Source organism: Nocardia sp. NPDC127579 (assembly GCF_042672005.1).
Lineage (GTDB): Bacteria > Actinomycetota > Actinomycetes > Mycobacteriales > Mycobacteriaceae > Nocardia.
The window spans coordinates 1,677,040-1,702,062 of record NZ_JBHXVZ010000001.1 but is presented as its reverse complement, the minus strand read 5'-3'; the positions used below and the strand labels follow the sequence as shown (position 1 = coordinate 1,702,062).

Sequence of the window (25,023 nt, the reverse complement as noted above, 5' to 3'; positions counted from 1 at the left end):
GGTTACAGCCCGGTCCGACACCGAAAACGAAGCGGCCGTTCGAGATCCGATCGAGCGTGCAGCCGCGAGTGAAACGCGATCGGAAAGTATGGATCCACGAAGCATCCGGGTTCGAGGCGATAGAAAGGGCTCGGCGTCCAGCCTCGACCTGGCTATCGTGCACCGATGACGAAACGACAACTCGCCGCCAGGGCCAGTGCCGCTGTATTGATCGTGATGGTCGCCGGGGCTTGCAGCACGGACCCCGGCGACACCGTCGGCGAGCTGGCCGACGCGATGGCCGAGGCATACAACACCAAGGACACCGACGCGATGGTCGACCTGACGTGCGAGGCCGACAAGTCGAGATACGCGACGATAGATCTGCACAAAGAGATGCAGGCACGAACCTTCGGGGTGCCCTACACCGTGTCCGTTGCCAAGGTCGAAGAGAACGGCGATCACGGCACCGTGACGCTCGAGTTCTTCTCCAACAACAAGCATCTACCCGAGGAGTTCGAGGTGTCCAAAATCGATGGCAAATGGCTGGTGTGCAATCGCTGAAGCAGCGCAGGCGAAGCGTCGGAGTTGACCGGCATAGTGGCTGGTCTGATAGAGTCGCGGGCACGCTCAGGCGCAGTGCCGATGTAGTTCAATGGTAGAACTTCTGCTTCCCAAGCAGACAGCGCGGGTTCGATTCCCGTCATCGGCTCCATGGCTAGAGAACAGGCCCTGACCAGGGATTATGGTCAGGGCCTGAATTGTTGGGTGGCTACTTCTGAGCCTTGGTGAGGTCGGTGAAACCTTCGATGCCGAGTTCGGCGCCGATGGCGGCTACGGCGTCTACGAGGGTGCGGTCGCCGAGTTGGGGCCAGCCTTTGAGGGGGATGGGGCCGCCGACTTGTTCGCGGAGGTCGTTGACGTATTCGTCGATGTAGCGGATGGCGGTGCCGAGTGTGACTGTGTCGCCGCGGAAGTTGACGAAGGTTTCCTCGAGGGCGGGCATGCGGTGGCCTCCTGGGGTGGATTCGATGATTGCTTGGACGTCGAGCCGGAAAGCGCCCATGTCGATGCCGGTCGGGTCGATCTTTCCCTCGCTCGAGTACTCGCGGTGGCCGACGCAGTCGCCGGCGTCGCGGCCGATGTGGCGCAGGATCGCGGCACAACCGCGCTTGTAGGCGTCGAGTTGCACCGGGGTCCAGTCGGATCCGTCGCCGCGCGACACGGCCTCGATCCCGATGACGTGATAGTTGGCGTCATCGGTGGGCCAGCCGGGCCAGGAACCGCGGCCCGCGTGCCAGCACACGCCCGCGGCGATCACGCGGTAGCTGCCGTCGCGTTCGAGCACCAGTTGCGCCAGCGGGCCCTCCAGGTCCGGCCGCCCGTATTGCACGATGCGCCAGTCGTTTTCGCCGCCGCCGGCGGTGTGATGACACAGCACACCTCGAATATCGGCGAAATCACCGTGTCCACGGTGCTGCCAGCCCTCGTGCTCGATCACGCGCAGCCCTTCGGCCCGCAGCACATCGGCCAACCAGAGTGGATCACTCACAGGTTCGCGCCTCCTTGCTCTCTGCTCGCAGCCGGTAGACCACCCGGCTTCGGATTTGCACAGCGCAAAGCATTCGGTGCCGCACGGGTACACGGCGTTGTCGGAGCCCCTGGATACAGTCCGTGGGGTGTATTCGTTCACGGCCGAAGTGTGGGAACACCCGGGGATGGGCGCGTGGCATTTCGTGTCGCTGCCCGAAGCCATCGCCGACGAGATCGAGGAGCTCTACGGGCATCGGACCGGCGGGTTCGGTGCGGTGCGCGTCCATGTCACGATCGGCGCCACCCGCTGGTCGACCTCGCTGTTCCCGGACAAAACGCGTGGCACCTATGTGCTTCCGGTGAAGAAACCGGTGCGCACCGCCGAAGGGCTCGAGGCCGGGTCGACGCCGCGGATCGAGGTGGAGGTGGCGCTCTAGAGCGTCACAGGTCCATGGCCGCGCGCAGTGCGGTGTCGAGCCGATCGATCACCTCGGGTGTCATCTCGTCGACCCGGTCGGCCAGCCAGTCGCGGTAGATGCGGCCGATATTGCCCGCGTGCACCCACCCGTGACCGGGAACGGTGACCGCGAGAATGTCCTTCGGGTCCTCAGCCATGATCTCGGCGGCGATCAGCCAGCGGCGCGGCGAATCATGGATGCCGTCGCTGCTGATCAGGACGATGGTGCGCTGCCGGGTCGAGCCGTGCGGGTGGTAGGTCCACAGTTCACCCCTGCGCACGCAGCTCCTTCTCGGCGGCGGCGAGTTCCGCCTCGTCGGCGGCGGCCTGCGCGCTCACATCGGTGAGCGGGCCGACCCCGGTGCGGACCGCTTCGCGGCGGGCCGCCTTGGAGATCCACGCGGACGGTGACATACCGGCCCGGGCCGCTGCCTGTTCGGCGTACGACCAGGCCGCCTCGTCCAGCGAGAGAGTGACCTTACGTGTTGCCATACCTTTTATCGTACCGACGAACCGGCTTTCTGCCAGCGCTTTCCCGGTCGGGGCCGGGTCGTTACGATACTGTTGGCCTGTTGCCAGTAGGAGGGGCGAGCATGACGTTGAATCATCGCCGGGTCGGCGCGGGCGAACCGCTGGTGCTGGTGCACGGGGTCGGCAGCCGCTGGCAGGTGTGGGAGCCCATCATCGACACGCTCGCGCGGTCCTACGAGGTGATCGCGGTCGATCTGCCGGGCTTCGGCGGCTCCGCCCCGCTCCCGCACACCACGGTCGACACACTCACCGACGCGCTTGCGGATTTCCTTGCCGCACAAGATATTCAGCGACCACACCTGGCGGGCAATTCGATGGGTGGCCTGATCACGCTGCGGCTCGCCGCACGCGGGCTGGCCCGCTCGGTCACCGCGTATTCGCCGATCGGCTTCTGGGACAAGGCCGGTCGCATCTGGTGCCAGCAGTCACTGGGCCGCTCGGCCGACTTGCTCGGCCCACTCGGCGCGGTGATACCCGCCATCCTCGGCACCGCAGCGGGCCGCACTCTGTTCCTGACGCTGGTCTTCGGCAAAGCGTGGGCGGTGGATCCGCAGACCGCCATCGACACCGCGCACGGCGCACAGGCCCCGGGCTTCCGGCCCGCCCTGGACTCGTTCCGCGAAGCGCACCTGCCCGACCTCGGCGCACTCGCCGCACTCCCGGTCACCATCGCCTGGGGCAATCGCGACGTCCTGCTCACCTACCGCACCCAGAGCCGCCGCGCGCGGACGCTGCTGCCCGGCGCGGCACACGTCACCCTGCACGGCAGCGGGCACACTCCGTTCTACGACGATCCCGGCGGCTGCGCCCAGGTGCTGCTCGACACCGCGGCCCGAGCCGACTGATCATCGGATTTCCTTGGCGCGGTGAGTGATTCCGGTGCCGCTGTGCCCAGCAGGATGCGCACCGCGGTCGTCCATCGCTCCCGCACGGTGCGGTTACGATCCACATCGCCGGTGAGCAGGGCGCGCATGGCCAGACCAGTCATGATCTCGATGGTGAACTCGGTGATGGTGGGAACCCGTGGGTCGTCCGGGAATTCGGTGCGGAAGACATCGCGGATGCTGGTGTGCATCAGCTCGAACAGCCGCCCTTCGAGCGGCAGGAACGCCGCCAGCAGATCGGGGTCCGTGCGGGCGCCCACCCAGATCTCCAGCGCCGCAAGGAAGGACGGGCCGTCGAGCATGCGGGCGGTGAGATCGAGGGCGACCACCAGGCGATCGACGTCGGCCGCAATGGCCTCGAATTCCCTCGACAGCTGATCCAGCCGACGCGCGGCCAGATGTTCGACCGCACCGGCCAGCAGATCGGCCTTGGTCGGAAAATGATGCTGGAGGGTGCCGCGCGGCACGCCCGCGCGCTTCTGCACCGCCAAGGTCGTGGTGCCGGAGTAGCCGTCGTCGACCAGGCTCTGCACGGCCGCGTCCAGGAGGCGGGTGCGCATGCGCGCGCTGCGCTGCGCCTGCGTCTCCCGGACGCGCCCGCTCATCGAATCAGCGTCCCTGCCACTGCGGCTCACGCTTCTGCGCGAACGCCAGCGCGCCCTCGGCGGCATCCTTGGAAAGCAGTGCGGGCAAGGCGATCTCACCTTGCTTGGCGAATGCCTCGTCGGCCGACCAGTCCGGCGACTCGTCGATGATGCGCTTGCTGGCGGCCACCGCCAGCGGCGCTGCGGCCACGATCTCGGCCGCCATGGCCAGCGCGCCGGCGAGCGCGCCGCCCGGCTCGGTCAGCCGATTGACCAGCCCCAGCCGATACAGCCGACCGGCCCCGATCCGCCCGCCGGTCAGCGCCAGCTCGGCCGCCATGCTGCGCGGCAGCCGCTGGGTCAGCCGCAGCACGCCGCCGCCGACCGCCACCAGTCCGCGCTTCACCTCGGGGATGCCGAACTGCGCGTTCTCGGCCGAGACGATCAGGTCGGCCGCGAGCGCGAGCTCGAATCCGCCTGCCAGCGCGAAGCCCTCGACCGCCGCGATCATCGGCTTGACCGGCGGCTTCGCGGTGAGACCGAGCGGACCGCGGCGCTGGGTCATCGGCATCTCGCCCTTGGTCGCGGCAACCAGATCCATTCCCGCGCTGAAAGTCTCACCGGCGCCGGTCAGCACCAGCACCCGCGCGGACTCGTCGGCCTCGAACTCGTCGACGGCCGCCTCGATGGCCTGCGCGGCGGCCAGATTGATGGCGTTGCGGGCCTCGGGGCGATTGATGGTCAGCACGGTGACGCCGTCGCGCCGTTCGACCGATACCAAGTCGGACATGGGGTTTCCTCTCAGAACAGGGTGAGCTTGCCGGCGGTGAGTTCGGCGGCCGCGCCGAGCGGATCGCCGTCGGTGCACGCCGTGATGGTGTCGGTCTCCGAAGCCCGCACCAGGATGCGGGCGCCGTCGGGGTTCAGGGCGCTGATCACGACGGCTTCGGGTTCGTCGCCGCCGTCGCGCGCCTTGCGATAGACGACGGTGTACGCCTCGACGGTGACGGGGCCGGTGTAGTCCGGCGCGACCGCCCGGCGCGCCGGAGGCACCTCGGCCTCGATCGAACGGAATTGGCGCGCAGGCGGTTTCGCCGAGTAGAGGCCCACACCGTGCTTGGTGATGTACCAGCCGAGGGCGGTGGCCAGGCCGTATTCGTCCGGCCGCTCCCGCAGCCGCCCGACCAGGGTCGCGATCGAATGGGTCGTGTAGTTGTTGCCCGCGCCGCCCGCGAAGGTGAGCCCGCCGGTGACCGAGAGCGGGCGCGCCGGGTCGTCGAGCGGCAGGCCGAGCGCCTCGGCAGCGACCTGCACCGCGACCGGGAAGCAGGAGTACAGGTCGACCTGGGCCACCTCGTCGATGCCGATGCCCGCGTGGCCCAGCGCCGCCCGGCCGGCCGCGCCGATGGCGGGTGAGACGCTCATGTCCGCGCGCTCGGTGACGAACCACTCGTCGGTCGCGGTGGCGCCGCCGTGTGGGAAGATCCAGCGATCGTGTGGGACGCCCGCCGCGTCGGCGGCGGCCGCGCTGCACAGGATCAGGCCCGCACCGAGATCCACGGTCAGGTTGGCGATCAAGAGTTTCGGATACGGGGTCGACACCATACGGTTCGCGGGTGTGGGTGTGGTGAGTTCCCGCGCGGTGTGCGCGGTCGGCTGCCACGCGTACGGATTGCCCGCGGCGACCTCGGACAGCCGGGACCAGAGGCCACCGATTCGCGCCTGGTGGTCGGTTTCGCTGAGACCCAGCCGGGACCGCAGGGCGGTTTCCATGAGCGCGTAGAAGTAGACCGGCCCCCACATCCCGGCGGCTGTCTCCATTTCGGAGTTCGGCCCGCGCTCGGAACCGATGATCTCGCAGCCGGTTTCGGGCTGCTCCGGCCAATCCACTGGGCTACCGGTACGTTTCGCGGAATTCCAGGACGCGACGGCCTCGGCTCCGGCGATCAGGGCGACCTCGCAGCGCCCGTCGGCGATGGCCTGGGCGACGGTGTTGAGCAGCCGCTGCGGCGCGTCGCCGCCGAACCGTGCGGACTGCACCGTCCGCTTGGGGTCGGCGCCGAGTTCCGCGGCGACCAGCGCGCCGAGATCGGGGTAGGGCTTGCTGACGGGCGCGACGGCGGCGACCAGGTCAGCCGAGCGGAGCAGCCGGTCACCGGCGCCGCTGTCGGCCCCGGCCCGGCGCAGCGCTTCGGCGGCGAGGGCGACCGGACCGAGCAGGCCCGGGTCTGCGGCCCGGTGCACGACCTGGCCGGCACCGACGAGAACCGGTGTGCGCGGGTCGATTCCGGCTGGCAGCATTGTTCCTCCGCTCCAGTTCCCGTCAACGCTGACGGGAACCGACCTCGATTAGAACAGAGCCGAACCAGCCCTGGCAATGGTCGATGCCGACTAACTGACTCGCGGGTAAGATCCGGGAATGAGCTCCCCCATCGCGCTGAGATTCGCGCAGGATCGGGCCTATGTCGCCCTCGATCGTCCCGACAAGCACAACGGCCTCACCCTCGAAATGCTGCGCGGATTGATCGACGCCGCACATCGCATCGACCGGAACACCGACGTCCGAGCCGTCATCCTGACCGGCAACGGCCCGAGTTTCAGCAGCGGACTCGATATCGCCAAGGCCACCAGCGATCCACTGGCGATCGTGCGCGCGTTCGTACCGCTGCCCTGGCGCGGCACCAACACCTTCCAGGAAGCGTGCTGGGCCTGGCGCCGGCTGCGCGTGCCCGTGATCGCGGCCGTGCACGGCCGCTGCTTCGGCGGCGGACTCCAGATCGCGCTGGCCGCCGACATCCGCTTCGCCACCCCCGACGCGGAGTTCTCGGTCATGGAGGCCAAGCACGGCCTGGTGCCCGATATGACCGGCGCGGCCACGCTGTCGCAGCTCATCGGCATCGACCAGGCGCTCCTGCTGACCATGACCGCCGATGTCGTGGACGCCGAATACGCGGCGCGCGTCGGCCTGATCACCGAGGTGGTCGCCGACCCGGCGGCGGCCGCGGAACAGCTCGCCGACCGGATCGCGACCCGTTCACCGCACGCGGTAGCCGGGGCCAAGCGCCTGTTCGACCGGTCCTGGCAGGCGTCCGCGCGACGCACCTTCGCCCGGGAACGCGCCACCCAGCTGCCGCTCATCCTGCGCCTGGCCCGCGGCTCCGGCAAACAGTAGGCGCACCTGCACATATCAATTTCGCATGATGGTGATGCCCACCACAATTCCGAGTCATCCTGCTGTTAGCATTCCGGTCGATCTGCCCAGCCAGTCGTAGTGTGGTGCAAGACACATCACGAGGTCTGTGTCGGTGTGCCCGCTTCGGCGTGATCCGGAGGGCTTCACCGACTTGCACAAGACCGCATCGATCCTGCTGTCGACGGTCGCGGGCGCCACGGCCGTGCTATTGACCGTCAGCGCTCCGGCCGCGGCGAATCCCAACGCGATCAATCCGATCCCGGTGCTCAACGGCACCAACGGGCTTCCGCACCTGCCCGGCCGGAGCAAGGCCGTCTTCCAGGTGACGGGCATGGCCAGCCCCAACAGCACCCACACCTACAACGTGCTCGGCACCGACCTGGGCATCATGTGGGACAACGGCCGCGGCGAAATGCTCACCGCCTTCGGCGACACCGCCGGTCTCGGCTTCCCGAACCTGCTCTCCGGCAGCACCTGGGCGTGGCGCAGCAATATCCTGGTGCGCAGCCACACCCAGAACCCGGCCAACGGCATCTATTTCGACAGCGTCGTCCGCGATGTCTTCGGGCAGGCGCGCGACCTGATCCCCAGCCCGAAGATCCCGTTCCTGGAGATCAGCCGCATCCCGACCGCCGGCATCTCGGCCGACGGCGCGCAATACATGAGCCTGATGTCGGTGGCCAGCTGGGACGACGTCGGCCAGTGGACCACCAACTACTCCGGGCTCGCCGTCTCCGGCGACAACGGTGAGACCTGGATGGAACTGCCCGCCACCCGGCGGCCCAACGAGGGCGGCCACCGCAACTTCCAGATGAACGCCTTCCTGAAGAGCGGCGGTTTCGTCTACGTCTACGGCACACCCGACGGGCGCAACAACGCGGCGTTCGTCGCCCGGGTGCCGGAGCCCGCGATGGGCGACCTCGGCGCCTACGAGTACTGGGACGGCGGCGGCTGGAAACGCGGCGATGTCGACGCGGCCGCGCCGATCATGGGCGGCGTCGGCGAACTGTCGGTGATGTGGAACGACTATCTCGGACAATTCGTTTCGCTCACCACCGACCCGTTCAATTCCGTCGTGATGCGCCGAGCCCCTTCCCCGGAGGGGCCGTGGAGCGGGCCCGAGGTGCTGATCGACACCCGCGAACTGCCCACCGCCTACGCGCCCGCGATCTTCCCGTATCAAACCGGGCGTGACCTGTACTTCCTCACCACGGTGCACAGCCAGTACAACGTCCTGCTGATGCGCACCACCCTCTGAATTCCGCTGCGAACGGCGGCCTCCCGTCCCGGAGGCCGCCGTTCGCTGTATCAACGGTTTTCGGCCGGGCAGGTATCGCTCACAGGCAGGCGGAGATCGACCAGGTAGCGGTCGGCAGCCGACATCGTGCAGGCTGAGCGGTTGTAGATGCCGTGCCCCCACCCGGCATAGGTGAGCAGGGCGGCGCGGGGCGTCTGGGCCGCGACCTGAACCGCCCACTCGTGCGGAGTCGCCGGATCGTGGCGGGAGTTGAGGATCAGGATCGGCGGCCCGTTCTCGATGCTCGGACGATGCGGCGGATTCTTCGGCGCGACCGGCCAACCGGCGCACAGACTCCCGGCACCCCAGGCGAAGTGCGCGCCCAGCGTGCGCGCGTTGTCGCGCTGAGCACGCCAAAGTCGTTGCCATTGCGCTTGATCCGCGATATCGAATACCCAATCCGAGCAGAGGATGACCCCCGGGAATTCCACCACCTCCCCGGTCCGGCGCGGCTGCGTCGGCAATGCAGCGCCACCGCGCGGCTGGGCGGACAGCGCCTGTAAATCCTTCGCCAGCTCCTCCCACTGCGGCCCGTAGAGACGCTGTGTCACAGCCGAACTCAGATCCAGCGGTGCCAGCGGCGCGCCGGAGACGGCGCGCAATTCGCCCCGGATGGCCGCCGCGAACAACTCGCCGTAGCTGCCGTGCAGATCCGATCCGCGCAGGACACACCGCTCATCGCGGTCACACCAGGACACGAATTCGGCAAAGGTGTCCTGCCCCGCGCGCGCCTCGGTCGCCAGGAACTCGGCACCGCCGAGGCTGTGATCGTCCACGCTGTCCAGCAGCGAGGCCCTTAGTCGCTGCGGGAAGAGCTCCGCGTACCGCTGTGCGGGCATGGTGCCGTAGGACCGGCTGTAGAGACTGATCTGCCGCTCCCCCAACGCGATTCGCAGGGCCTCCAGATCCCGCGCGGTGCTCTCGGCATCGAGATGATCGAGCAGCGGGCCAGTTTGTTCCCGGCAGCTGGCCGCCAGCTCCTCGGCGTAGGCGCGCACCAACTCGAACCGACCGCCCGCGTCGGGCACGAGATTCGGCCGCCCGAACGCCAGCCCCCGATCACAGCGCACGGGGCTACTACGGCGCACGCCGCGCGGATCGATGCTGACGATGTCGAAACGCTCGCGCAGTTCCGGCGAGAACCCCGGTGTGCCGTCGATGATCTGGTCGACACCGGAGCTACCGGGACCGCCCGGCAGCGAGATCAAGGTTCCGACGGGACCGCCGGCGGCATCGGCCCGGTCCCGGACGACCGCCAGATCGATACGCACCCCGCCTGGCTCCGACCAGTCGATCGGCACCGACAGTCGCGCGCACTCGAACCCGGCATCCTCGGCACAGGCTTGCCAGGTCAGCGCGGATTCCGAACCCTCGGGCGGAGCGCACGCGGCGAGCAGGCCGGCACCGAGAACGGCGGCGAGCACGACCGCACAAAGCTTGCGAGACAACGACATACCCCGATCATCGAGGCACCGGACGCCACCTCACATCACACCGGCGATTGATCAGGGTCCCCCTGGGGTACTGGACCTCGCGCCGCCGCCATGGCGATGTGGTGCGCTGGAACAGCATCGTCGTCGAGCACCCGTGACGCCGCAGTACGCGAGATGGTCGCGGGCGGCCAATAGACTTTCGGGCATGGAAGCGGCGGATTGGGACGCGCGGTACGCACAGAGTGAGCTGGTGTGGGGTGCGCCGCCGAACAGCACCGTGGTCGAGCATGTGTACGGGCTGGAGCGGGCGATCACCCTGCGGCCGGACACGCCGGACGGGCCCGTACCGGAGCATCCGCGGGCACTGGATCTGGCCTGCGGCGAAGGACGCAACGCGCTGTGGCTGGCCACGCACGGCTGGCAGGTGGACGCGATCGACTATTCGCAGGTCGGCATCGACAAGGGGCGCACGGTCGCGACCCGCCTGTCGCGCTCGGTGCGCAGCCGGATCAGCTGGCACTGCGCCGATGTCACCGAGCCCGCGGCGGCCGGGTTGACGGGCCCGTACGAACTGGTGCTGATGGTGTTCCTGCATCTGCCCGCCGAGCAGCGCCGCGCACTGCTGCGCCGGGCCGCGAATCTGCTCGCCCCCGATGGGACCCTGCTGGTCCTCGGCCACGACGCCACGAATCTCACCGATGGGTACGGCGGCCCGCAGGATCCGGCGATCCTGTTCACCCCGGACGATATCGCCGCCGACCTGGGCCCGGAGGCCGAGCACCTCCGAGTCCGGCTCGCCGACCGCGTCTACCGCCCGACCGAGGGCCGCGACGCGATCGACGCCCTCGTCCTGGCCACCCGGCGCGCGCCGGACGCCTGAGACCTCGACGCTGAGCGGGTGTCACTGCGACCAGCGGCGCAACCAGGGTTCGACGGTCGCCTGGATGACCTCGAATCCGGTGCGGAACGAGTGCGGCTGCCCGGCGATCACCTTGACCTCGGCGGCGTCGGCCGGGTCGGGGATGCCGAAGGGGTCGCTGCCGCCGTTGATCACCACCACCGGGATGTCCCCGGCGGCCAGTAGCTCGTCGCGCCGCGATTTCTCCGGCTTGCCCGGCGGATGCAGCGGGTACGAGAGAGCGAGCACGCCGCGCGCCCCGGCCGCGCGGGCCGTGCGGCAGGCGACGCGGGCCCCGTTGCTGCGCCCGCCCTGGATCAGCGGGGGCTTACGCACCTTCTTGCGCAGCGCGGCGACGACCTCCAGCCAGGCTTCGTCCTGCTTGATCGCCGAGCCGGGCGCTCGGCGACCGGCGACTCGGTAGGGCTGGGTCACCAGCGCTACCGCACCGCCCAGTTCGAGGGCCGTATCACGCACGGCCACAAGGTCTTCGGCGTCGACGCCGCCGCCGGACCCGTGGGTCAGCAGCAGCAGGAAGGTCGGGGAACGCGGCTTGTCGAGCTCGATCTCGGCCGGTCCGGCGCTCGTCTCGATGTGCACACCTCACCGTAACCCGCCAGCAATCGGTGAGCCCCACGGCGGGCGACGGACCTGCGGCAACGTCGTTTCTTCCCTTTACTCGTCGCTTCAACCAGGGGCAATGCGCCGCAGTGTCTTTCGCGTCACATTGGCCGCCGGAACCTTTGCCGCGCTGATTACTCACCGGTAATATGCTTAGTAAGTTACCCGCGAGTAGCAAGTCACGGCTACCCGGAGGCGCACAACGGGCGGGAACGGCACACACCGACCGCACCCCGACTCAACGGAGAGTGAGACAGACATGGGTCACTACAAGAGCAACGTCCGCGACCTCGAATTCAACCTCTTCGAGGTGCTCGGCCTGGGTTCGCTCCTGGACAGCGGCGCCTACGGCGACCTGGACACCGACACCGTCAAGGAGATGCTGAGCGAGGTGCGTCGCCTGGCCGAGGGCCCGCTCGCCGACTCCTTCGTCGACGGCGACCGCAACCCGCCGGTCTTCGACCCGAACACTCACGTCGTCACCCTCCCCGAGTCCTTCAAGAAGTCCTACAGGGCGCTCGAAGACGCCGGTTGGGCCAAGGTCCCGGTGCGTGAGGAGCTCGGCGGCCTCGGCGCCCCCAGCGTTGTCGGCTGGGCGCTGGGCGAGATGATCCTGGGCGCCAACCCGCCCGCGCAGATGTACGCCGCCGGCGCCGGTTTCGCTGAGGTCTTCTACAACAACGGCACCGATGAGCAGAAGAAGTGGGCTTCGATCATCGCGGAGCGCAACTGGGGCGCCACCATGGTGCTGACCGAGCCGGACGCCGGTTCCGATGTCGGCGCCGGTCGTACCAAGGCCGTCAAGCAGGAGGACGGCTCCTGGCACATCGAGGGCGTCAAGCGCTTCATCACCTCGGGCGACTCCGACGACCTGTTCGAGAACATCATGCACCTGGTGCTGGCCCGCCCCGAGGGCGCCGGCCCCGGCACCAAGGGCCTGTCGCTGTTCTACGTGCCGAAGTGGCACTTCGACTTCGACACCCAGACCAAGGGCGACCGCAACGGCGTCTTCGTCACCAATGTCGAGCACAAGATGGGTATCAAGGTCTCGGCCACCTGTGAGGTCACCTTCGGTGGTCACGGCGTGCCCGCCAAGGGCTGGCTGGTCGGCGAGGTGCACAACGGCATCGCGCAGATGTTCGACGTCATCGAGAACGCGCGCATGATGGTCGGCACCAAGGCCATCGCGACCCTGTCCACCGGTTACCTGAACGCGCTGGACTACGCCAAGCAGCGGGTCCAGGGTGCGGATCTCACCCAGATGACCGACAAGGCCGCGCCCCGCGTCACCATCACCCACCACCCGGACGTGCGCCGTTCGCTGGCGTTGCAGAAGGCCTACGCCGAGGGTCTGCGCGCGATCTACCTCTACACCGCCGCGCACCAGAACGACGACATCGCCGCCCTGGTCTCGGGTGCGGACGCCGACACCGCGTTCCGCGTCAACGATCTGCTGCTGCCGATCGTCAAGGGCGTCGGTTCCGAGCGGGCCTACCAGTACCTGACCGAATCGCTGCAGACCTTCGGTGGCTCCGGCTTCCTCCAGGACTACCCGATCGAGCAGTACATCCGCGACGCCAAGATCGACTCGCTGTACGAGGGCACCACCGCCATCCAGGCGCAGGACTTCTTCTTCCGCAAGATCGCCCGCGACCGCGGCGTGGCCCTGGCCCACGTGGCCGGCCAGGTGCAGAAGTTCATCGAGTCCGAGGCGGGCAACGGCCGGCTCAAGGCCGAGCGCAAGCTGCTGGCCACCGCGCTGGAGGACGTGCAGGGCATGGCCGCCACTCTGACCGGCCACCTGATGGGCGCGCAGGAGGACCCGAAGGAGCTGTACAAGGTCGGCCTGGGTTCGGTGCGCTTCCTGATGGCCGTCGGTGACCTGCTCATCGGCTGGCAGCTGCTGCGCGGCGCCGAGGTCGCCATCTCCGCGCTCGACAACGGCTCGGACGAGGCGTTCTACCAGGGCAAGATCGCGACCGCGCAGTTCTTCGCGCGCAATGTGCTGCCGGAGCTCACCGCCACCCGCGCGGTGCTGGCGAACCTGGACAACGACATCATGGAGCTGGACGAAGCCGCCTTCTGAGGCCGCTGAGCCGAGCACAATCGAAGAGCTGACCGAGCGGCCCGGGATTCGTCCCGGGCCGCTCTGCTGTGTCGGGTCACGCGCCGGGGCCGGTGCGGAGGGCAGAATGAGCACGCCGACCGCCACAGAAGGGGACACTCCGGATGAAACGATCGCTGGCCACACTGGTCAAAGCCGGTGCGTGCGTCGCCGCCCTCTCGCTCGTGCTCACCAACCCGGCGTCCGCCGATCCCAACAACATCAACCCGATCCCCGGGATCAACGGCTGGAACGGCCTGCCGCAGCTGCCCGGCCCGACTCGGGCCGTGTTCCAGATGACCGGCATGGACAGCCCGAACCAGACCGAGAAGGTCAATATGCTCGGCACCGACCTCGGCATCATGTGGGACGACGGCGGTGGCCGCATGCTCACCGCGTTCGGCGACAGCGCGGGACTCGGGATGCCCAATCTGTTCGCGGGCAGTTGGTGGGCCTGGAGTTCGAACATGCTGTTCCGCAGCACCACCAAGGATCCGGCACAGGGCATCCACTTCGACAGCGTGGTGCCGAATCCGTTGCCCAGCCCCAAGATTCCCGGCGTCGAGATCAGTCTCATTCCGACAGCGGGTATTTCGTCCGGGGGCACCCAGTACATGAGCATGATGTCGGTGCGGGAGTGGGGCGCCCACGGCAAGTGGAGCACCAATTTCTCCACCCTCGCGGCCTCCGGCGACGGCGGGCAGACCTGGACGCAACTACCCACCACCCGCCGCGCGAATGTCGACGGCTACGAGAACTTCCAGCAGAACGCCTTCGTCAAACACGATGGATTCATCTACCGCTACGGCACCCCGGCGGGCCGGGACAATCCCGGATTCATCTCGCGCGCGGCCGAACCCGAGATCGCCGATATCGATGCCTACGAGTATTGGGACGGCACGGCATGGAAGCGCGACGTCCGGGCGGCCGCGCCGATCGTGGGCGGGGTCGCCGAGCAGTCGGTGATGTGGAACGAGCACCTGGGCCGATTCGTCATGCTGACCACCGATCCGTTCAATTCGGTGGTGCTGCGCACCGCGCCCGCGCCGGAGGGGCCGTGGAGCGAACCGCGCGTGCTCATCGCGGCTCCCGAGCTGCCCACCGCCTACGCCCCGATGATCTTCCCGTATCAGACCGGGAGCGATCTGTACTTCCTGCTCACGGTGCACAGTCAGTACAACGTGCTGCTCATGCGCACGCCGCTGTAGATCCCGGCGAAACGACGATGCCCTCCTCGCGTGAGCGAGGAGGGCATCGGGCGTTCAGGCGGCTGTCACTCCTCCGGGGTGGCCGCGGAACCGGTGATCAGCTTGGTCAGCAGCTCCAGCATCTGCGGGGACGCCGAACCGGTGGTGGGTTCGTCCGCGACGGTCTCGGTGCCGGCGGGCGCCTCGGCCGACCCGGTGAGCAGGGCGGTCAGCAGGGTCGCCGAGCCGGTGCCCACCGGAGTCTCGTCGGCCGCGGCAGCGACACCCGCACCGGAGAACAGGAGACCGGCGGTGGCCACAGCGATACCGAACGTACGAATCTTGCGCATTGAAAGACTTCCCCTAAAAGAATTGCTCTTGGCCGGCTGCCGAGCTGCAACCGACTGATCATGTTCTATCACGCGAGCTTTCGACCTCGAAGTATTCGAATTATCGGCGTGAAAGACTCGAATTGCCCTAGAATTGCGGGGATCTCATATCGACACACTTCGATTGCAAATTCTCGGGCAATGTAGCCGAACACGATGTCGCCGAGTTCGAATACAGTGCCGCCCACACCGACTCCAGCGATTTGTCAGCAATTCTTGAGAGCTGGCTCACAGCATTTGGTGCGCGAGTGTCGGCCGGCCCGAAACACACGAGCCCGGATCCATTCGGACCCGGGCTCGTCGAGAATTCGCTCTCCGCTTACTGAGCGGCGGTTCGATCAGCGATCTTGTTCAATTCCTGCTGGTAGTACAGGATGCCGAGGCCGAGGACGAGGTTCAGCAAGAACCCGATCACCGGCTTGCAGGTGGCTTCCAAGCCCGCGGATTCCTGCGCCTGCGCGATCCGGGAGCCGGTGCGCCAGAAGCTGATCAGCGCGCCGATACCGGTCCAGCCGAGGAAGATCATCACCAACATCGGACCGGCGACCGGCGCGTCCGTGTCACGACGGAGATCGGCCATCTCACGGTGAATCTTGTAATACCAGACGAGAAAATAGATTCCCAGCGTGATCAGCGGGAACACCAGCCACGTCAACAACGGGTTGCGGCGCTGAATCGGTGAGATGGTTTGGGTGGTGGTCATTTCGATCCTGTCATCATCCGGACATGCCGGGTTCGGCACCACGGATGGAACCTCCCCCGCGCAGGAAAGTACCAGACCTGAGATCGAAATTCCCGACGCGGGAGAAAAAGCCGTTGTGCGCCCAGCTTATTCGCACTGCACGATCGGGATGGGGTCGTACTTGACGGTGCGGGTGTGGCGCGAGATCTCCTTGCCGGACTTGCGGTCCTTGATCACCCGGGTATCGGAGATCGTGAAACCGTCGGCGCCCTCGGAGGCGATGCAATCCTTGCCCTTGGGAAGTTTCACCGTATTGGGTTCGGTCGGTTTGGATTTCTCACCGGTGATCGACTCGACCTCGACCGTCTTGGTGCCCCAGATCCGCACGGTGATATCCGAACCGGTCGCCAGCGTTTCGATGTAGATGCCGCTCTGGGTGTTGTTGCGGAATTTGAGATCGATGGCGCCGTCGAACACCGTGGCCTCACGCGCGGCCGGATACCGGGAGATGTAGTAGCTGTGCTCGGTGTGCCCGGCATCCTCGAGCCCGGCGAAATAGGCGGCGTTGTACAGCGTCGTGGCGAACTGGCTGATCCCGCCGCCCACCGCGGTACTGGGCCGCCCGTGGTCGATGATGCCCGACTCGACATAGCCCTCGGCGACACCACGCGGGCCGGTGAAATCGTTGAGCGAGAAGACATCTCCCGGCCGCACCACGGCGCCATTGACCTTCGCCGCGACGGTACGGATATTCACGCCCGAGGGGCCGCTGAAGCCGCCGGTGGTGAACGACCCCATCGGCTCGACGATCTTCAGCGCGTTGGCGGCCTCGGTGGTGAGCTTCGGCTCGACCTTCTCGTAGACCGCCTCGGCGGCGCGCTGATCCGGCGAAATCAACAGGAGCGGAAGCTTTTCCAGTGTCTTCGGCCAGTTGACCTTGTTGCCGGTGACGGCGGGTACGACCCGGGCTCCCCCGCCGGCCAGGGCGAAGGTGGCGTCCTTCGGCTCGACCTCGGTCGGGGCCAGCTGCGGCGCCAGCAGCGCGGTCGCGGCGGCCTGGTCGTATTTGGCCGCCAAACCGCCTTGGCCGTCGGGGGCGAAGCTGAGAATGGTGGCGATCTGGGCCGGGTCGAGCTTGGCGCTCGCTTCTTTTCCGGTGGCGTCCTTACCCGTGAAGACGACCTCGGCGGCCACCGCGGGCTGCGCGACCTCGTTCAAGGCGCGGGTCAGCGCCTCGGGCTGAACCGTCACCGGGGCCGGGTGCACCGGCAGCTCGAGCGCGGCACCGAGAATCCACCGGTCGATCAGGGTGGTGCGCGCCAGCGGCAGATCGAGTTCGCGGCCCGGCACCGGCGGCACGGCGACCGGGTCGGCGCCGTCGAATCGAATGGTGCCCTCGACCGTCGGGCGGTCGTGCACCCGCAGCGCGGAAAGCTGCTGATCCAGCGCCGCGGAGTCGACCTTGCTGGTGACCGGGACGGTGCGCCGGGTGAACATGGACGCGAACCGGGTGAACGGATTCAGCGGCTGATCGTCGATCGCGGCCCAGGTGGCGTCCCAGTCCACCTCCAGCCCGGCGGCACTGGGCGTCAGCTCGGTCTGCACGTCGCCGATGCGAATCGGGAGCGCCTGGCCGGACCGCCCGGCGAGCGCGCCGCGCAACTTGGTGTCGGCGGCGGCATTGTCCATACCGCCGATGTCGATGCCCGCGACCACGGTGCCGCGCGGCACCTCGCCGGAGGAGCGCACCAGATCGGTGACGTAGCCGATGACGCCGATCGCCAGCAGTGCGCCCGCCGCGATGGCGATGCGGCGCGCGCCCGGGGATTTCCATCCGCCGCCGGAGCCGGGCGGGGCGCCGCCGGGGCGCACCGGGCGCAGGACCTCGGTGGGTGGATCCTCCACCCGGTCGGCGGTGGCACGCTGACCCGGTCGAGACACCGACGGGATCGGCACGGTCGCCGATTCGTCCGGCGATCCGGTCGCCGCGGTGCGGTTGGCGGCGAGCAACTGGCGCAGCGAGACTTCGCCGCCCTGCCCTCGACCGTGGTCGTGGCGTCCGGTGCTCGACTCGTTCGTCACGAACCCGTCCTCCCCGTGTCCTCGAAAATACAGCCAGGTGAAAGGCACTCGCCGATGCGAGTCTCCGCTCACGATAAAGGCTCCACGCAGTTGCCGGGTCGGGGGTCTGGCAACTACGCGGAGCCGAACTGTTTATCGGCGACCCGTGCCGCGTGTTACACCCCGCCTCACCGGGTTTGCGGCCGCGAGGGCGGGACAATCGGTGCCGGAGTGGATCGCGTCACAGCCGCACATCGGAGACGGAGAGGGTTGCCATGCAGCTGGGAATGATCGGACTTGGTCGAATGGGCGCCAATATCGTGCGTCGCGTCGTGCGTGCCGGGCACACCGCCGTCGGCCTCGACCACCATCCCGAGAACATCGAAACCCTGCGGGGTGAGCTAGGTAACAGTTTCGACGGCAGTACCGAGCTGGCCGGGTTCGTGGCGAAACTGGATACCCCGCGAGTGGTGTGGGTCATGATCCCGGCGGGTGCCACCGGCGCGATGGTGGATCAGCTGGCGCAGGCGCTCGAGCCCGGCGACATCATCATCGACGGTGGCAACAGCCGCTACCACGCCGATATCGAGCGGGCGAAAGCACTGCGGCCCAAAGGCATTCACTATGTCGATATCGGAACTTCCGGCGGCGTCTTCGGTTTGGCGCGCGGGTTCTGCCTGATGATCGGCGGCGAGGCCGAACCGGTGAAATACCTCGACCCGCTGCTGAAGTCGATCGCGCCAGGGGTCGAAGCGGCGGCGCGCACGCCCGGACGCACCGGCGAACCGTCCCAGGCCGAGCAGGGTTACCTGCACTGCGGGCCCGCCGGGGCCGGGCATTTCGTGAAGATGGTGCACAACGGCATCGAATACGGCGCGATGGCGGCATACGCCGAGGGCCTGAACATCTTGCACCAAGCCGATATCGGGGCACAGCACACCGGACAGTTCTCCGCCGAGGAGACGCCGCTCGAGCATCCCGAGCACTACAGGTACGACATCGACGTCCCGGAGGTGACCGAGGTGTGGCGACGCGGGTCGGTGGTCGCCTCCTGGCTGCTGGACCTCACCGCGGGCGCGCTGTACGCCGATCCGACACTGGAGTCGTTCAGCGGCCGGGTTTCCGATTCCGGCGAGGGCCGCTGGACCCTGGACGCGGCGATCGACGTCGGCGTTCCGGCCCCCGTGCTCGCCGCCGCGCTGTTCCAGCGGTTCTCCTCGCGCGGCGAGGCGCTGTACGCGGACAAGATGCTCTCCGCGATGCGCAAAGCCTTCGGCGGGCACAACGAATTGCCCGGCGCGTAACGACATACACGCCGATTCGAGCCCCGAACGACACCGCGCCCCGGACGCGAGGTCCGGGGGCGCGGTCGGTCCTACCGGGTCAGCGCTCGATGATCGCCACGACGCCCTGGCCACCGGCGGCGCAGATGGAGATCAGCGCGCGGCCGGATCCCTTCTCCGCCAGCATCTTCGCGGTGGAGGCGACGATGCGGCCGCCGGTCGCCGCGAACGGGTGGCCCGCCGCCAGCGAGGAGCCGTTGACATTGAGCTTGGAGCGGTCGATGGCGCCCAGCGCGCCGTCCAGGCCGAGACGCTCCTTGCAGTACTGATCGGACTCCCAGGCCTGCAGGGTGGCCAGCACCACGGAGGCGAACGCCTCGTGGATCTCGTAGTAGTCGAAGTCCTGCAGGGTCAGGCCGTTTCGGGCCAGCATGCGCGGCACCGCGTAGGTGGGCGCCATCAGCAGGCCGTCGGGGCCGTGGATGTAGTCGACCGCGGCGACCTCGGAGTCGACCAGGTAGGCCAGGGTGGGCAGGTTGCGTTCGGCGGCCCACTCCTCCGAGGACAGCAGCACCGCGGAGGCGCCGTCGGTGAGCGGGGTGGAGTTGCCGGCGGTCATGGTGGCGTCACCGGCCTTGACGCCGAACACCGGCTTCAGGGTGGCCAGCTTCTCCACGGTGGAACCGGGACGCAGGTTGTCGTCGCGGGTCAGGCCGAGGAAGGGGGTGATCAGGTCGTCGAAGAAACCGCGGTCGTAGGCGGCGGACATGTTCTTGTGCGACAGGTAGGCCAGCTCGTCCTGCGCCTCGCGGGAGACACCGAATTCCTTGGCGGTCAGGGCCGCGTGCTCACCCATCGACAGGCCGGTGCGCGGTTCGGCGTTGCGCGGGATCTCGATGCCGACCATCGACGGACGCAGCTGCCCGACCAGCTTGAGACGGTCCTTGTTGGTCTTGGCGCGGTTGGCGTCCAGCATCCATTCACGCATGCTGTCGCTGACGCCGATCGGGGCGTCGGAGGTGGTGTCGGTGCCGCCGCCGATGCCGGCCGTGATGCGGCCCGCGGCAATCGCGTCGCCGACGGTGACGATGGACTGAAGACCGGTGCCACAGGCCAATTGCAGGTCGTGGGCCGGGGTGTAGGGGCTCAGCTTGGAGCCGAGCACGCTCTCCCGGATCAGGCCGTGCTCGCCGACGCGCTTGAGCACCGCGCCGCCGACCACCATGCCCAGGCGCTCGCCCTGCAGGTTGAACCGGCTGACCAGACCATCCAGCGCGGCGGTGAACATGTCCTGATTGGACGCGTGCGCGTAGGCCTTGTCCGAGCGCGCGAACGGAATCCGGTTACCGCCGACGATCGCGACGGGCTTCGGCTGCTTCACAGGCTTCTTGGCCGAACGGGCTTTGCTAGTCACTCGAGTCTCCACGGTCTCGTCGGATGTCCGCGGGGAGTACGCCCCGCCGGGATTGGTTACCTTAAACTTACTCTTGAGTAAGTTCTTTGTCGACACTACCCGTGACGATTCGCTATTCGAGTGCGCGGGCCAGGCTCAGGGCGAGAGCATCGCAGTCCTCGAGCATCGCGAGATGCCCGACTCCGCGTAGATATTCCAGCTCGGCGCCCGGCACCGACGTGTACTGGTGCGCCGATGCCGGGTCCCACCGGGGGTCGGAGTCTCCGAAGATCACGAAGACGGGCTTTCCGGCGGCGAGGAGTCGCTGCGGCACCGACCGGGTGGCGATGTAGTCGATATTGGCGGCGAGAATCGCACGGAAAGCTCGATAGGAGGTTCTCCGCAGGTCGGCGACCACCTCGTCGGGCACCGTGATCGGGGCCGCCGCGGTCGCCGCCAGTCCGCGGCGGATCATCGAGTCGTTACGGATCGACCAGATGAGCGGCCCGAGCGGCGGCGCGACGAGCATCCGGATGATGGCCGGTTCGGGAAGCAGGGCCGCGGGGCTCGGCCCGGTGCTCAGCAGGATCAACTTGTCGACCAGGTCGGGACGACCCTCTACGAGGGCGGTGCCGACGTAGCCTCCGCTGGAGTGACCGACGACTCTCAGGCGTCGGACGCCGAGTTCGTCCAATACGGCGGCTATCCGATCCGCCTGCTCCGCAACGGTATACGTCGGGGCCGGCTCGGACCGGCCGCATCCGGGCAGATCGATCGTGATCACCCGATGTGTCCGGCTCAGAGTCGGCACCACCCCCGCCCAGGTGGAACCCGTTGCGCCCGAGCCATGAATGAGCAGCACGGGCGGAGCCGCCCGGTTCCCGTCGATGACGACGTGCAACCCGCGCACTGTCGTCGAGCGTTGTGTCTGCGCTGGAGTCGATTTGGTCATACCCGACAGCCTCGTCGCAGATCGCGACGTCGTATTGGACGAATGTCAGCCTTGCGCCGCGGTCCGCCTAACCTGGATCCATGACCGCAACGAGCCGAGGGAAATCGCGGCGGATCGATGTCGCGGTTCCCGTCCGGCAACCGGCTCCGGGCGTCTCGATGGCGGGTTTCCGATACGACAGCGGCGCCTCGGCCGATCTCACGATGATCCCGTATCCCCAGGTCACGCTGCTGTTCGATCTCAGCGAGCAGATCGTCGTCCACGACCCGTTCGGGCGCTCGGTCACAGGTGAGCTGATCGTCGGCCTCGATGCGGGTGCCGTACGCATCGCCGGCGCGGGCGCAGGCGATGTCCTACAGATCCGGATGTCTCCTGTCGTCGCCGTGGCGATGCTCCGCGACTCCGCAATCATCGGCGGTACCGTGACGCCGCTGCGGGAGCTGTGGGGCAGCCGCGCTGCCGCCCTGACCGAGCGGCTGCGCGCGACGCCGTCCTGGGACGATCGATTCGCGATCGCCGCGGAATTCCTTCGCAGCCGGGCGAACCGCGAATTCGGCGTCGCGCCCGAGATCGCGTACGCCTGGAATCGGACCGTCCGCACCAGGGGGCGGCTCCGCGTCGATGACCTCGCCGTGGAGACCGGCTGGACGCGCCAGCGCCTCTGGTCTCGGTTCCGCGCTCATCTCGGAGTTTCGCCGAAGCGCGCGTGCGAACTCGTACGCTTCGATCATGCCGCCCATCTCCTCGCCGCAGGGCGCCCACCCGCGGAGGTGGCCGCCGAGGCGGGCTACGCCGACCAGTCCCATCTGCACCGTCGAATCAGGTCGATTGTCGATTTGACCCCCACCGGCGTGGCCGGCGCACCGTGGCTTGCGATCGACGACATCGCCTGGCCGACAAGCTGATTCCCACGAACGAGCGAACCTGAGCCGGGTCGGTTCGTTCACACCGCCGCGCGCGGCACCGCCCCGATCGCACGCAGCGCCTGCGCGGTCTCCCGCTGCGCTTCCGCCTGCGCGAGCGCGGCATGTGCCTGTGCCTGCGCGATCACGTTTCGTCGCTCCGCTTCGCTGATCTCCCGCGCGGCGGTGAGCTCTGCGAGCAGCGCCTCGGCCCTCTGCTTGTGGGTGGTGTAGTCGTCCATCGGGCGATTCTCGCACCCTGACCTGCAGAGTCACTTGCCGAACAACTTACTCTGGAGTAAGTTCATTGTCGACACCGTACCCCGTCGCGAGGGCAGATCAGCCCCGGGGTGAACGAGACACCACCACGACAGCAAAGGTAGGAACTGTGGCAGCCAGCAAGAGCAAGGGTGCTCCCAACCTCTACGGATCGTTCGTCCACTCCGCGCCCGGGCAGTTCCTGGCCAGCAAGCTCGGCCTGCCGCAGCCGGAGAACCTGCGCCGGTACAAAGCCGGCGAACCGCCGCTCGCCGGTCCGGTACTGGTCGGCGGCAAGGGCCGGGTCGCCGAGCCGGTGCGAAACCTGTTGTCCGACTACACCTTCGCCGATTCGCTCACCCAGGGCACCAAGTACGGCGCGCTGGTCTTCGATGCCACCGGCATCGGGTCCATCGAGGACCTCTCGCAGCTGTTCGAGTTCTTCCAGCCCGCCATGCGCAGCCTGAGCGCCTCCGGCCGCATCGTGGTCATCGGCACCACCCCCGAACTCACCGGCAGTGTCGACGAGCAGATCGCGCAGCGCGCGCTCGAGGGCTTCACCCGCTCGGTCGCCAAGGAACTGCTGAAGGGTTCCACCGCTCAGCTGGTCTACCTGTCCCCGGACGCCTCGGCGGCGGCCACCGGTCTGGAATCCACGCTGCGCTTCCTGCTCTCGGCCAAGTCGGCGTTCGTCGACGGCCAGGTCATCCGGGTCGGCTCGGCCGATTCCGTGGCCCCCGCCAGCTGGGACAAGCCGCTGGCCGGCAAGGTCGCCGTGGTGACCGGCGCGGCCCGCGGCATCGGCGCCACCATCGCCGAGGTGTTCGCCCGCGACGGCGCGACCGTCGTGGTGGCGGATATCCCCGCCGCCGGTGACGCGCTGTCCCAGACCGCCAACAAGGTCGGCGGCACCGCGCTCGCACTCGACGTCACCGCCGCCGACGCCGCGGAGAAGCTGGCCGAGTTCTGCACCGAACGCTTCGGCGGTATCGACATCGTCGTGCACAACGCCGGCATCACCCGCGACAAGCTGCTCGCGAACATGGACGAGGGCCGCTGGAACTCGGTCATCAACGTGAATCTGGCTGCCCCGCACCGGATCACCGAGGGCTTGGTGGCGCGCGGCGCGCTCAAGGAGGGTGGCCGCGTCATCGACGTGTCCTCCATCGCGGGCATCGCGGGCAACCGCGGCCAGACCAACTACGGCGCCTCCAAGGCCGGTGTCATCGGCATGGTGAACGCCGAAGCGCCGAAGCTGGCCGAGAAGGGCATCACCATCAACGCCGTCGCGCCGGGCTTCATCGAGACCGCCATGACCGCCGCCATCCCGCTCGGCACCCGCGAGGCCGGTCGACTGATGAGCTCGCTGCTGCAGGGCGGGCAGACCGTCGACGTGGCCGAGACCATCGCCTACTTCGCCAGCCCGGCCTCGAACGCGGTGAGCGGCAACGTGGTTCGCGTCTGCGGGCAGTCCCTGATCGGAGCATGATGACGCAGATGATCACGCTCACCGAACCACCCAAGAACAGCGGCCTTTTCGTCAAAGCCGCCCTGGGCGCCGTTCCGGTGCCGCTGCTTTCGGCGCGCCCGAACAAGCTGCCGGACCGGGTGGTACGGCTGGACGGTTTCCGGGTCGATCCCGATCACCTGGCCGCCTACTGCCGGGCCACCGGCCTGCGTTTCGGTGACGCGCTGCCGCTGACCTACCCGTTCGTGCTCAGCTTCCCGCTGGCCATGCAACTGGTGGTGGCTCGTGACTTCCCGTTCGTCGCGGTCGGCGCGGTGCACGCGGAGAACCGGATCGAGCGCACCCGCGAGATCTCGGTGGCCGAGCCGCTGGATTTCCGAACCCACATCGAGAACCTGCGCGAGCACCCGAAGGGGCTGCTGGTCGACGCGATCACCGAGGTGAACGTGGGCCGCGAACTGGTGTGGCGGCAGGTCACCACCTTCCTGCACCAGCAGCGCACCTCGCTGTCGGGCGGGCCCAAGCCCGAACCGAAGCCGGACGAGGTGCCGCCCCCGCCGATGCGCAAGTTCCGGGTGGACCAGAAGATCATCAACCGCTATGCGGCGGCCTCCGGGGATCACAACCCGATCCACACCTCCGCGTTGGGCGCCAAGGCTTTCGGGTTCCCGAAGCCGATCGCGCACGGGATGTGGTCGGCGGCCAATATCCTGGCCAATATCGAGGGCCGGGTGCCCGAGCAGGCCACCTACGCGGTGAAGTTCGGTAAGCCGATCTTCCTGCCGTCGACGGTGAACGTCTATGCCGATCAGGTCGAGGGTGGCTGGGATCTGGCGCTGCGCAACCCGAAGAAGGGGTACCCGCATCTGACGGCGACCCTGCGCTGAGGTTATGCGGAAACCGCGCTCCGGAGCTCCGGGGCGCGGTTTCTTTT

26 protein-coding genes and 1 tRNA gene are annotated in these 25,023 nt (G+C 68.0%); 13 read left to right on the top strand and 14 right to left on the bottom strand.

The genetic code is table 11. The annotated features are described in order from the left end of the window. Window positions 1-165: 165 nt before the first annotated feature. Both ACFVMC_RS07415 and ACFVMC_RS07410 read left to right on the top strand, forming a co-directional pair. On the top strand, window positions 166-543 hold the full coding sequence (locus ACFVMC_RS07415) for a hypothetical protein (protein ID WP_379207711.1): 378 nt from the start codon (window positions 166-168) through the stop codon (window positions 541-543). A gap of 77 nt (window positions 544-620) precedes the next feature. Then, window positions 621-694: transfer RNA gene (locus tag ACFVMC_RS07410), tRNA-Gly, on the top strand. 57 nt (window positions 695-751) lie between these two features. Here the strand turns inward: ACFVMC_RS07410 and ACFVMC_RS07405 are convergent. Next, window positions 752-1,531 (bottom strand): N-acetylmuramoyl-L-alanine amidase, encoded by a 780-nt coding sequence (locus ACFVMC_RS07405; RefSeq protein WP_379207710.1) that lies wholly within the window; start codon window positions 1,529-1,531, stop codon window positions 752-754. A 127-nt stretch (window positions 1,532-1,658) separates the two neighbouring features. Here ACFVMC_RS07405 and ACFVMC_RS07400 point away from each other — a divergent pair, with 127 nt between their 5' ends. Further along, window positions 1,659-1,949, top strand: coding sequence for a DUF1905 domain-containing protein (locus ACFVMC_RS07400; protein ID WP_379207708.1), 291 nt, complete (start codon window positions 1,659-1,661; stop codon window positions 1,947-1,949). Between the two features lie 4 nt (window positions 1,950-1,953). On the opposite strand, the gene ACFVMC_RS07395 is transcribed toward ACFVMC_RS07400, so the two are convergent. Then, a complete protein-coding gene (locus ACFVMC_RS07395) occupies window positions 1,954-2,250 on the bottom strand; it encodes a hypothetical protein (RefSeq protein ID WP_379207706.1) in 297 nt (98 codons plus the stop codon). Further along, window positions 2,237-2,461, bottom strand: a complete 225-nt coding sequence (locus tag ACFVMC_RS07390; RefSeq protein ID WP_379207704.1) for a hypothetical protein — start codon at window positions 2,459-2,461, stop codon at window positions 2,237-2,239. The genes ACFVMC_RS07395 and ACFVMC_RS07390 overlap by 14 nt, the downstream gene beginning before the upstream one ends. Window positions 2,462-2,562: 101 nt before the next feature. Here ACFVMC_RS07390 and ACFVMC_RS07385 point away from each other — a divergent pair, with 101 nt between their 5' ends. Then, the gene (locus tag ACFVMC_RS07385) at window positions 2,563-3,345 is read left to right on the top strand and encodes an alpha/beta fold hydrolase (RefSeq protein WP_379207703.1); all 783 of its coding nucleotides are present in this window, start codon (window positions 2,563-2,565) and stop codon (window positions 3,343-3,345) included. Here the strand turns inward: ACFVMC_RS07385 and ACFVMC_RS07380 are convergent. Genes ACFVMC_RS07380 through ACFVMC_RS07370 form a run of 3 tightly spaced genes read right to left on the bottom strand, consistent with a single transcriptional unit; the run spans window position 3,285 to window position 6,269 of the window. Then, window positions 3,285-3,989 (bottom strand): TetR/AcrR family transcriptional regulator, encoded by a 705-nt coding sequence (locus ACFVMC_RS07380; protein ID WP_379207701.1) that lies wholly within the window; start codon window positions 3,987-3,989, stop codon window positions 3,285-3,287. The two genes, ACFVMC_RS07385 and ACFVMC_RS07380, sit on opposite strands and share 61 nt — an antisense overlap. 4 nt (window positions 3,990-3,993) lie before the next feature. After that, window positions 3,994-4,758: a crotonase/enoyl-CoA hydratase family protein gene (locus ACFVMC_RS07375; RefSeq protein WP_379207699.1), complete on the bottom strand. Its 765-nt coding sequence runs from the start codon at window positions 4,756-4,758 to the stop codon at window positions 3,994-3,996. Window positions 4,759-4,769: 11 nt separating this feature from the next. After that, window positions 4,770-6,269, bottom strand: coding sequence for an acetyl-CoA acetyltransferase (locus ACFVMC_RS07370; protein ID WP_379207697.1), 1,500 nt, complete (start codon window positions 6,267-6,269; stop codon window positions 4,770-4,772). A 118-nt stretch (window positions 6,270-6,387) separates the two neighbouring features. Here ACFVMC_RS07370 and ACFVMC_RS07365 point away from each other — a divergent pair, with 118 nt between their 5' ends. After that, window positions 6,388-7,140, top strand: coding sequence for a crotonase/enoyl-CoA hydratase family protein (locus ACFVMC_RS07365; protein WP_379207696.1), 753 nt, complete (start codon window positions 6,388-6,390; stop codon window positions 7,138-7,140). Between the two features lie 172 nt (window positions 7,141-7,312). Then, window positions 7,313-8,419 carry a DUF4185 domain-containing protein gene (locus tag ACFVMC_RS07360; protein ID WP_379207884.1) on the top strand — a complete coding sequence of 369 codons (1,107 nt, stop codon included), beginning with the start codon at window positions 7,313-7,315 and terminating at the stop codon, window positions 8,417-8,419. A 50-nt stretch (window positions 8,420-8,469) separates the two neighbouring features. Here ACFVMC_RS07360 and ACFVMC_RS07355 read toward each other — a convergent pair whose 3' ends face one another. Then, a complete protein-coding gene (locus ACFVMC_RS07355) occupies window positions 8,470-9,912 on the bottom strand; it encodes an alpha/beta hydrolase (RefSeq protein ID WP_379207694.1) in 1,443 nt (480 codons plus the stop codon). A 184-nt stretch (window positions 9,913-10,096) separates the two neighbouring features. On the opposite strand from ACFVMC_RS07355, the gene ACFVMC_RS07350 reads away from it, so the two are divergent. Further along, a complete protein-coding gene (locus ACFVMC_RS07350; protein WP_379207692.1) occupies window positions 10,097-10,771 on the top strand; it encodes a class I SAM-dependent methyltransferase in 675 nt (224 codons plus the stop codon). A 21-nt stretch (window positions 10,772-10,792) separates the two neighbouring features. Here ACFVMC_RS07350 and ACFVMC_RS07345 read toward each other — a convergent pair whose 3' ends face one another. Continuing rightward, entirely contained in the window at window positions 10,793-11,389 is a 597-nt protein-coding gene (locus ACFVMC_RS07345; protein WP_379207690.1) for an alpha/beta family hydrolase, read from the bottom strand. A 280-nt stretch (window positions 11,390-11,669) separates the two neighbouring features. Between ACFVMC_RS07345 and ACFVMC_RS07340 the strand changes: the two genes are divergently transcribed. Both ACFVMC_RS07340 and ACFVMC_RS07335 read left to right on the top strand, forming a co-directional pair. Beyond that, entirely contained in the window at window positions 11,670-13,496 is a 1,827-nt protein-coding gene (locus ACFVMC_RS07340) for an acyl-CoA dehydrogenase (RefSeq protein WP_379207688.1), read from the top strand. Window positions 13,497-13,639: 143 nt separating this feature from the next. Then, window positions 13,640-14,722, top strand: a complete 1,083-nt coding sequence (locus ACFVMC_RS07335) for a DUF4185 domain-containing protein (RefSeq protein ID WP_379207686.1) — start codon at window positions 13,640-13,642, stop codon at window positions 14,720-14,722. Between the two features lie 65 nt (window positions 14,723-14,787). Here ACFVMC_RS07335 and ACFVMC_RS07330 read toward each other — a convergent pair whose 3' ends face one another. The 3 genes from ACFVMC_RS07330 to ACFVMC_RS07320 form a co-directional block, all read right to left on the bottom strand. Beyond that, complete coding sequence (locus ACFVMC_RS07330) at window positions 14,788-15,051, bottom strand: hypothetical protein (RefSeq protein ID WP_379207684.1); 264 nt, start codon at window positions 15,049-15,051, stop codon at window positions 14,788-14,790. Between the two features lie 358 nt (window positions 15,052-15,409). Then, the gene (locus ACFVMC_RS07325; protein ID WP_379207682.1) at window positions 15,410-15,835 is read right to left on the bottom strand and encodes a DUF4234 domain-containing protein; all 426 of its coding nucleotides are present in this window, start codon (window positions 15,833-15,835) and stop codon (window positions 15,410-15,412) included. A gap of 84 nt (window positions 15,836-15,919) precedes the next feature. Continuing rightward, window positions 15,920-17,854: a VanW family protein gene (locus ACFVMC_RS07320; protein ID WP_379207681.1), complete on the bottom strand. Its 1,935-nt coding sequence runs from the start codon at window positions 17,852-17,854 to the stop codon at window positions 15,920-15,922. 254 nt (window positions 17,855-18,108) lie between these two features. Here ACFVMC_RS07320 and gnd point away from each other — a divergent pair, with 254 nt between their 5' ends. Next, window positions 18,109-19,137, top strand: coding sequence for a phosphogluconate dehydrogenase (NAD(+)-dependent, decarboxylating) (gene gnd, locus ACFVMC_RS07315; protein WP_379207679.1), 1,029 nt, complete (start codon window positions 18,109-18,111; stop codon window positions 19,135-19,137). 79 nt (window positions 19,138-19,216) lie between these two features. Here gnd and ACFVMC_RS07310 read toward each other — a convergent pair whose 3' ends face one another. Both ACFVMC_RS07310 and ACFVMC_RS07305 read right to left on the bottom strand, forming a co-directional pair. Beyond that, the gene (locus tag ACFVMC_RS07310; protein ID WP_379207678.1) at window positions 19,217-20,530 is read right to left on the bottom strand and encodes an acetyl-CoA C-acetyltransferase; all 1,314 of its coding nucleotides are present in this window, start codon (window positions 20,528-20,530) and stop codon (window positions 19,217-19,219) included. 112 nt (window positions 20,531-20,642) lie between these two features. Further along, entirely contained in the window at window positions 20,643-21,461 is an 819-nt protein-coding gene (locus ACFVMC_RS07305; protein ID WP_379207676.1) for an alpha/beta fold hydrolase, read from the bottom strand. An 80-nt stretch (window positions 21,462-21,541) separates the two neighbouring features. On the opposite strand from ACFVMC_RS07305, the gene ACFVMC_RS07300 reads away from it, so the two are divergent. Continuing rightward, window positions 21,542-22,366 carry a helix-turn-helix domain-containing protein gene (locus ACFVMC_RS07300; RefSeq protein WP_379207674.1) on the top strand — a complete coding sequence of 275 codons (825 nt, stop codon included), beginning with the start codon at window positions 21,542-21,544 and terminating at the stop codon, window positions 22,364-22,366. 38 nt (window positions 22,367-22,404) lie between these two features. On the opposite strand, the gene ACFVMC_RS07295 is transcribed toward ACFVMC_RS07300, so the two are convergent. After that, window positions 22,405-22,605 carry a hypothetical protein gene (locus ACFVMC_RS07295; RefSeq protein WP_379207672.1) on the bottom strand — a complete coding sequence of 67 codons (201 nt, stop codon included), beginning with the start codon at window positions 22,603-22,605 and terminating at the stop codon, window positions 22,405-22,407. 146 nt (window positions 22,606-22,751) lie between these two features. On the opposite strand from ACFVMC_RS07295, the gene ACFVMC_RS07290 reads away from it, so the two are divergent. Then, on the top strand, window positions 22,752-24,110 hold the full coding sequence (locus tag ACFVMC_RS07290; protein WP_379207670.1) for a 3-oxoacyl-ACP reductase: 1,359 nt from the start codon (window positions 22,752-22,754) through the stop codon (window positions 24,108-24,110). Continuing rightward, a complete protein-coding gene (locus tag ACFVMC_RS07285) occupies window positions 24,110-24,976 on the top strand; it encodes a MaoC family dehydratase (protein WP_379207882.1) in 867 nt (288 codons plus the stop codon). The genes ACFVMC_RS07290 and ACFVMC_RS07285 overlap by 1 nt, the downstream gene beginning before the upstream one ends. Window positions 24,977-25,023 lie beyond the last annotated feature (47 nt).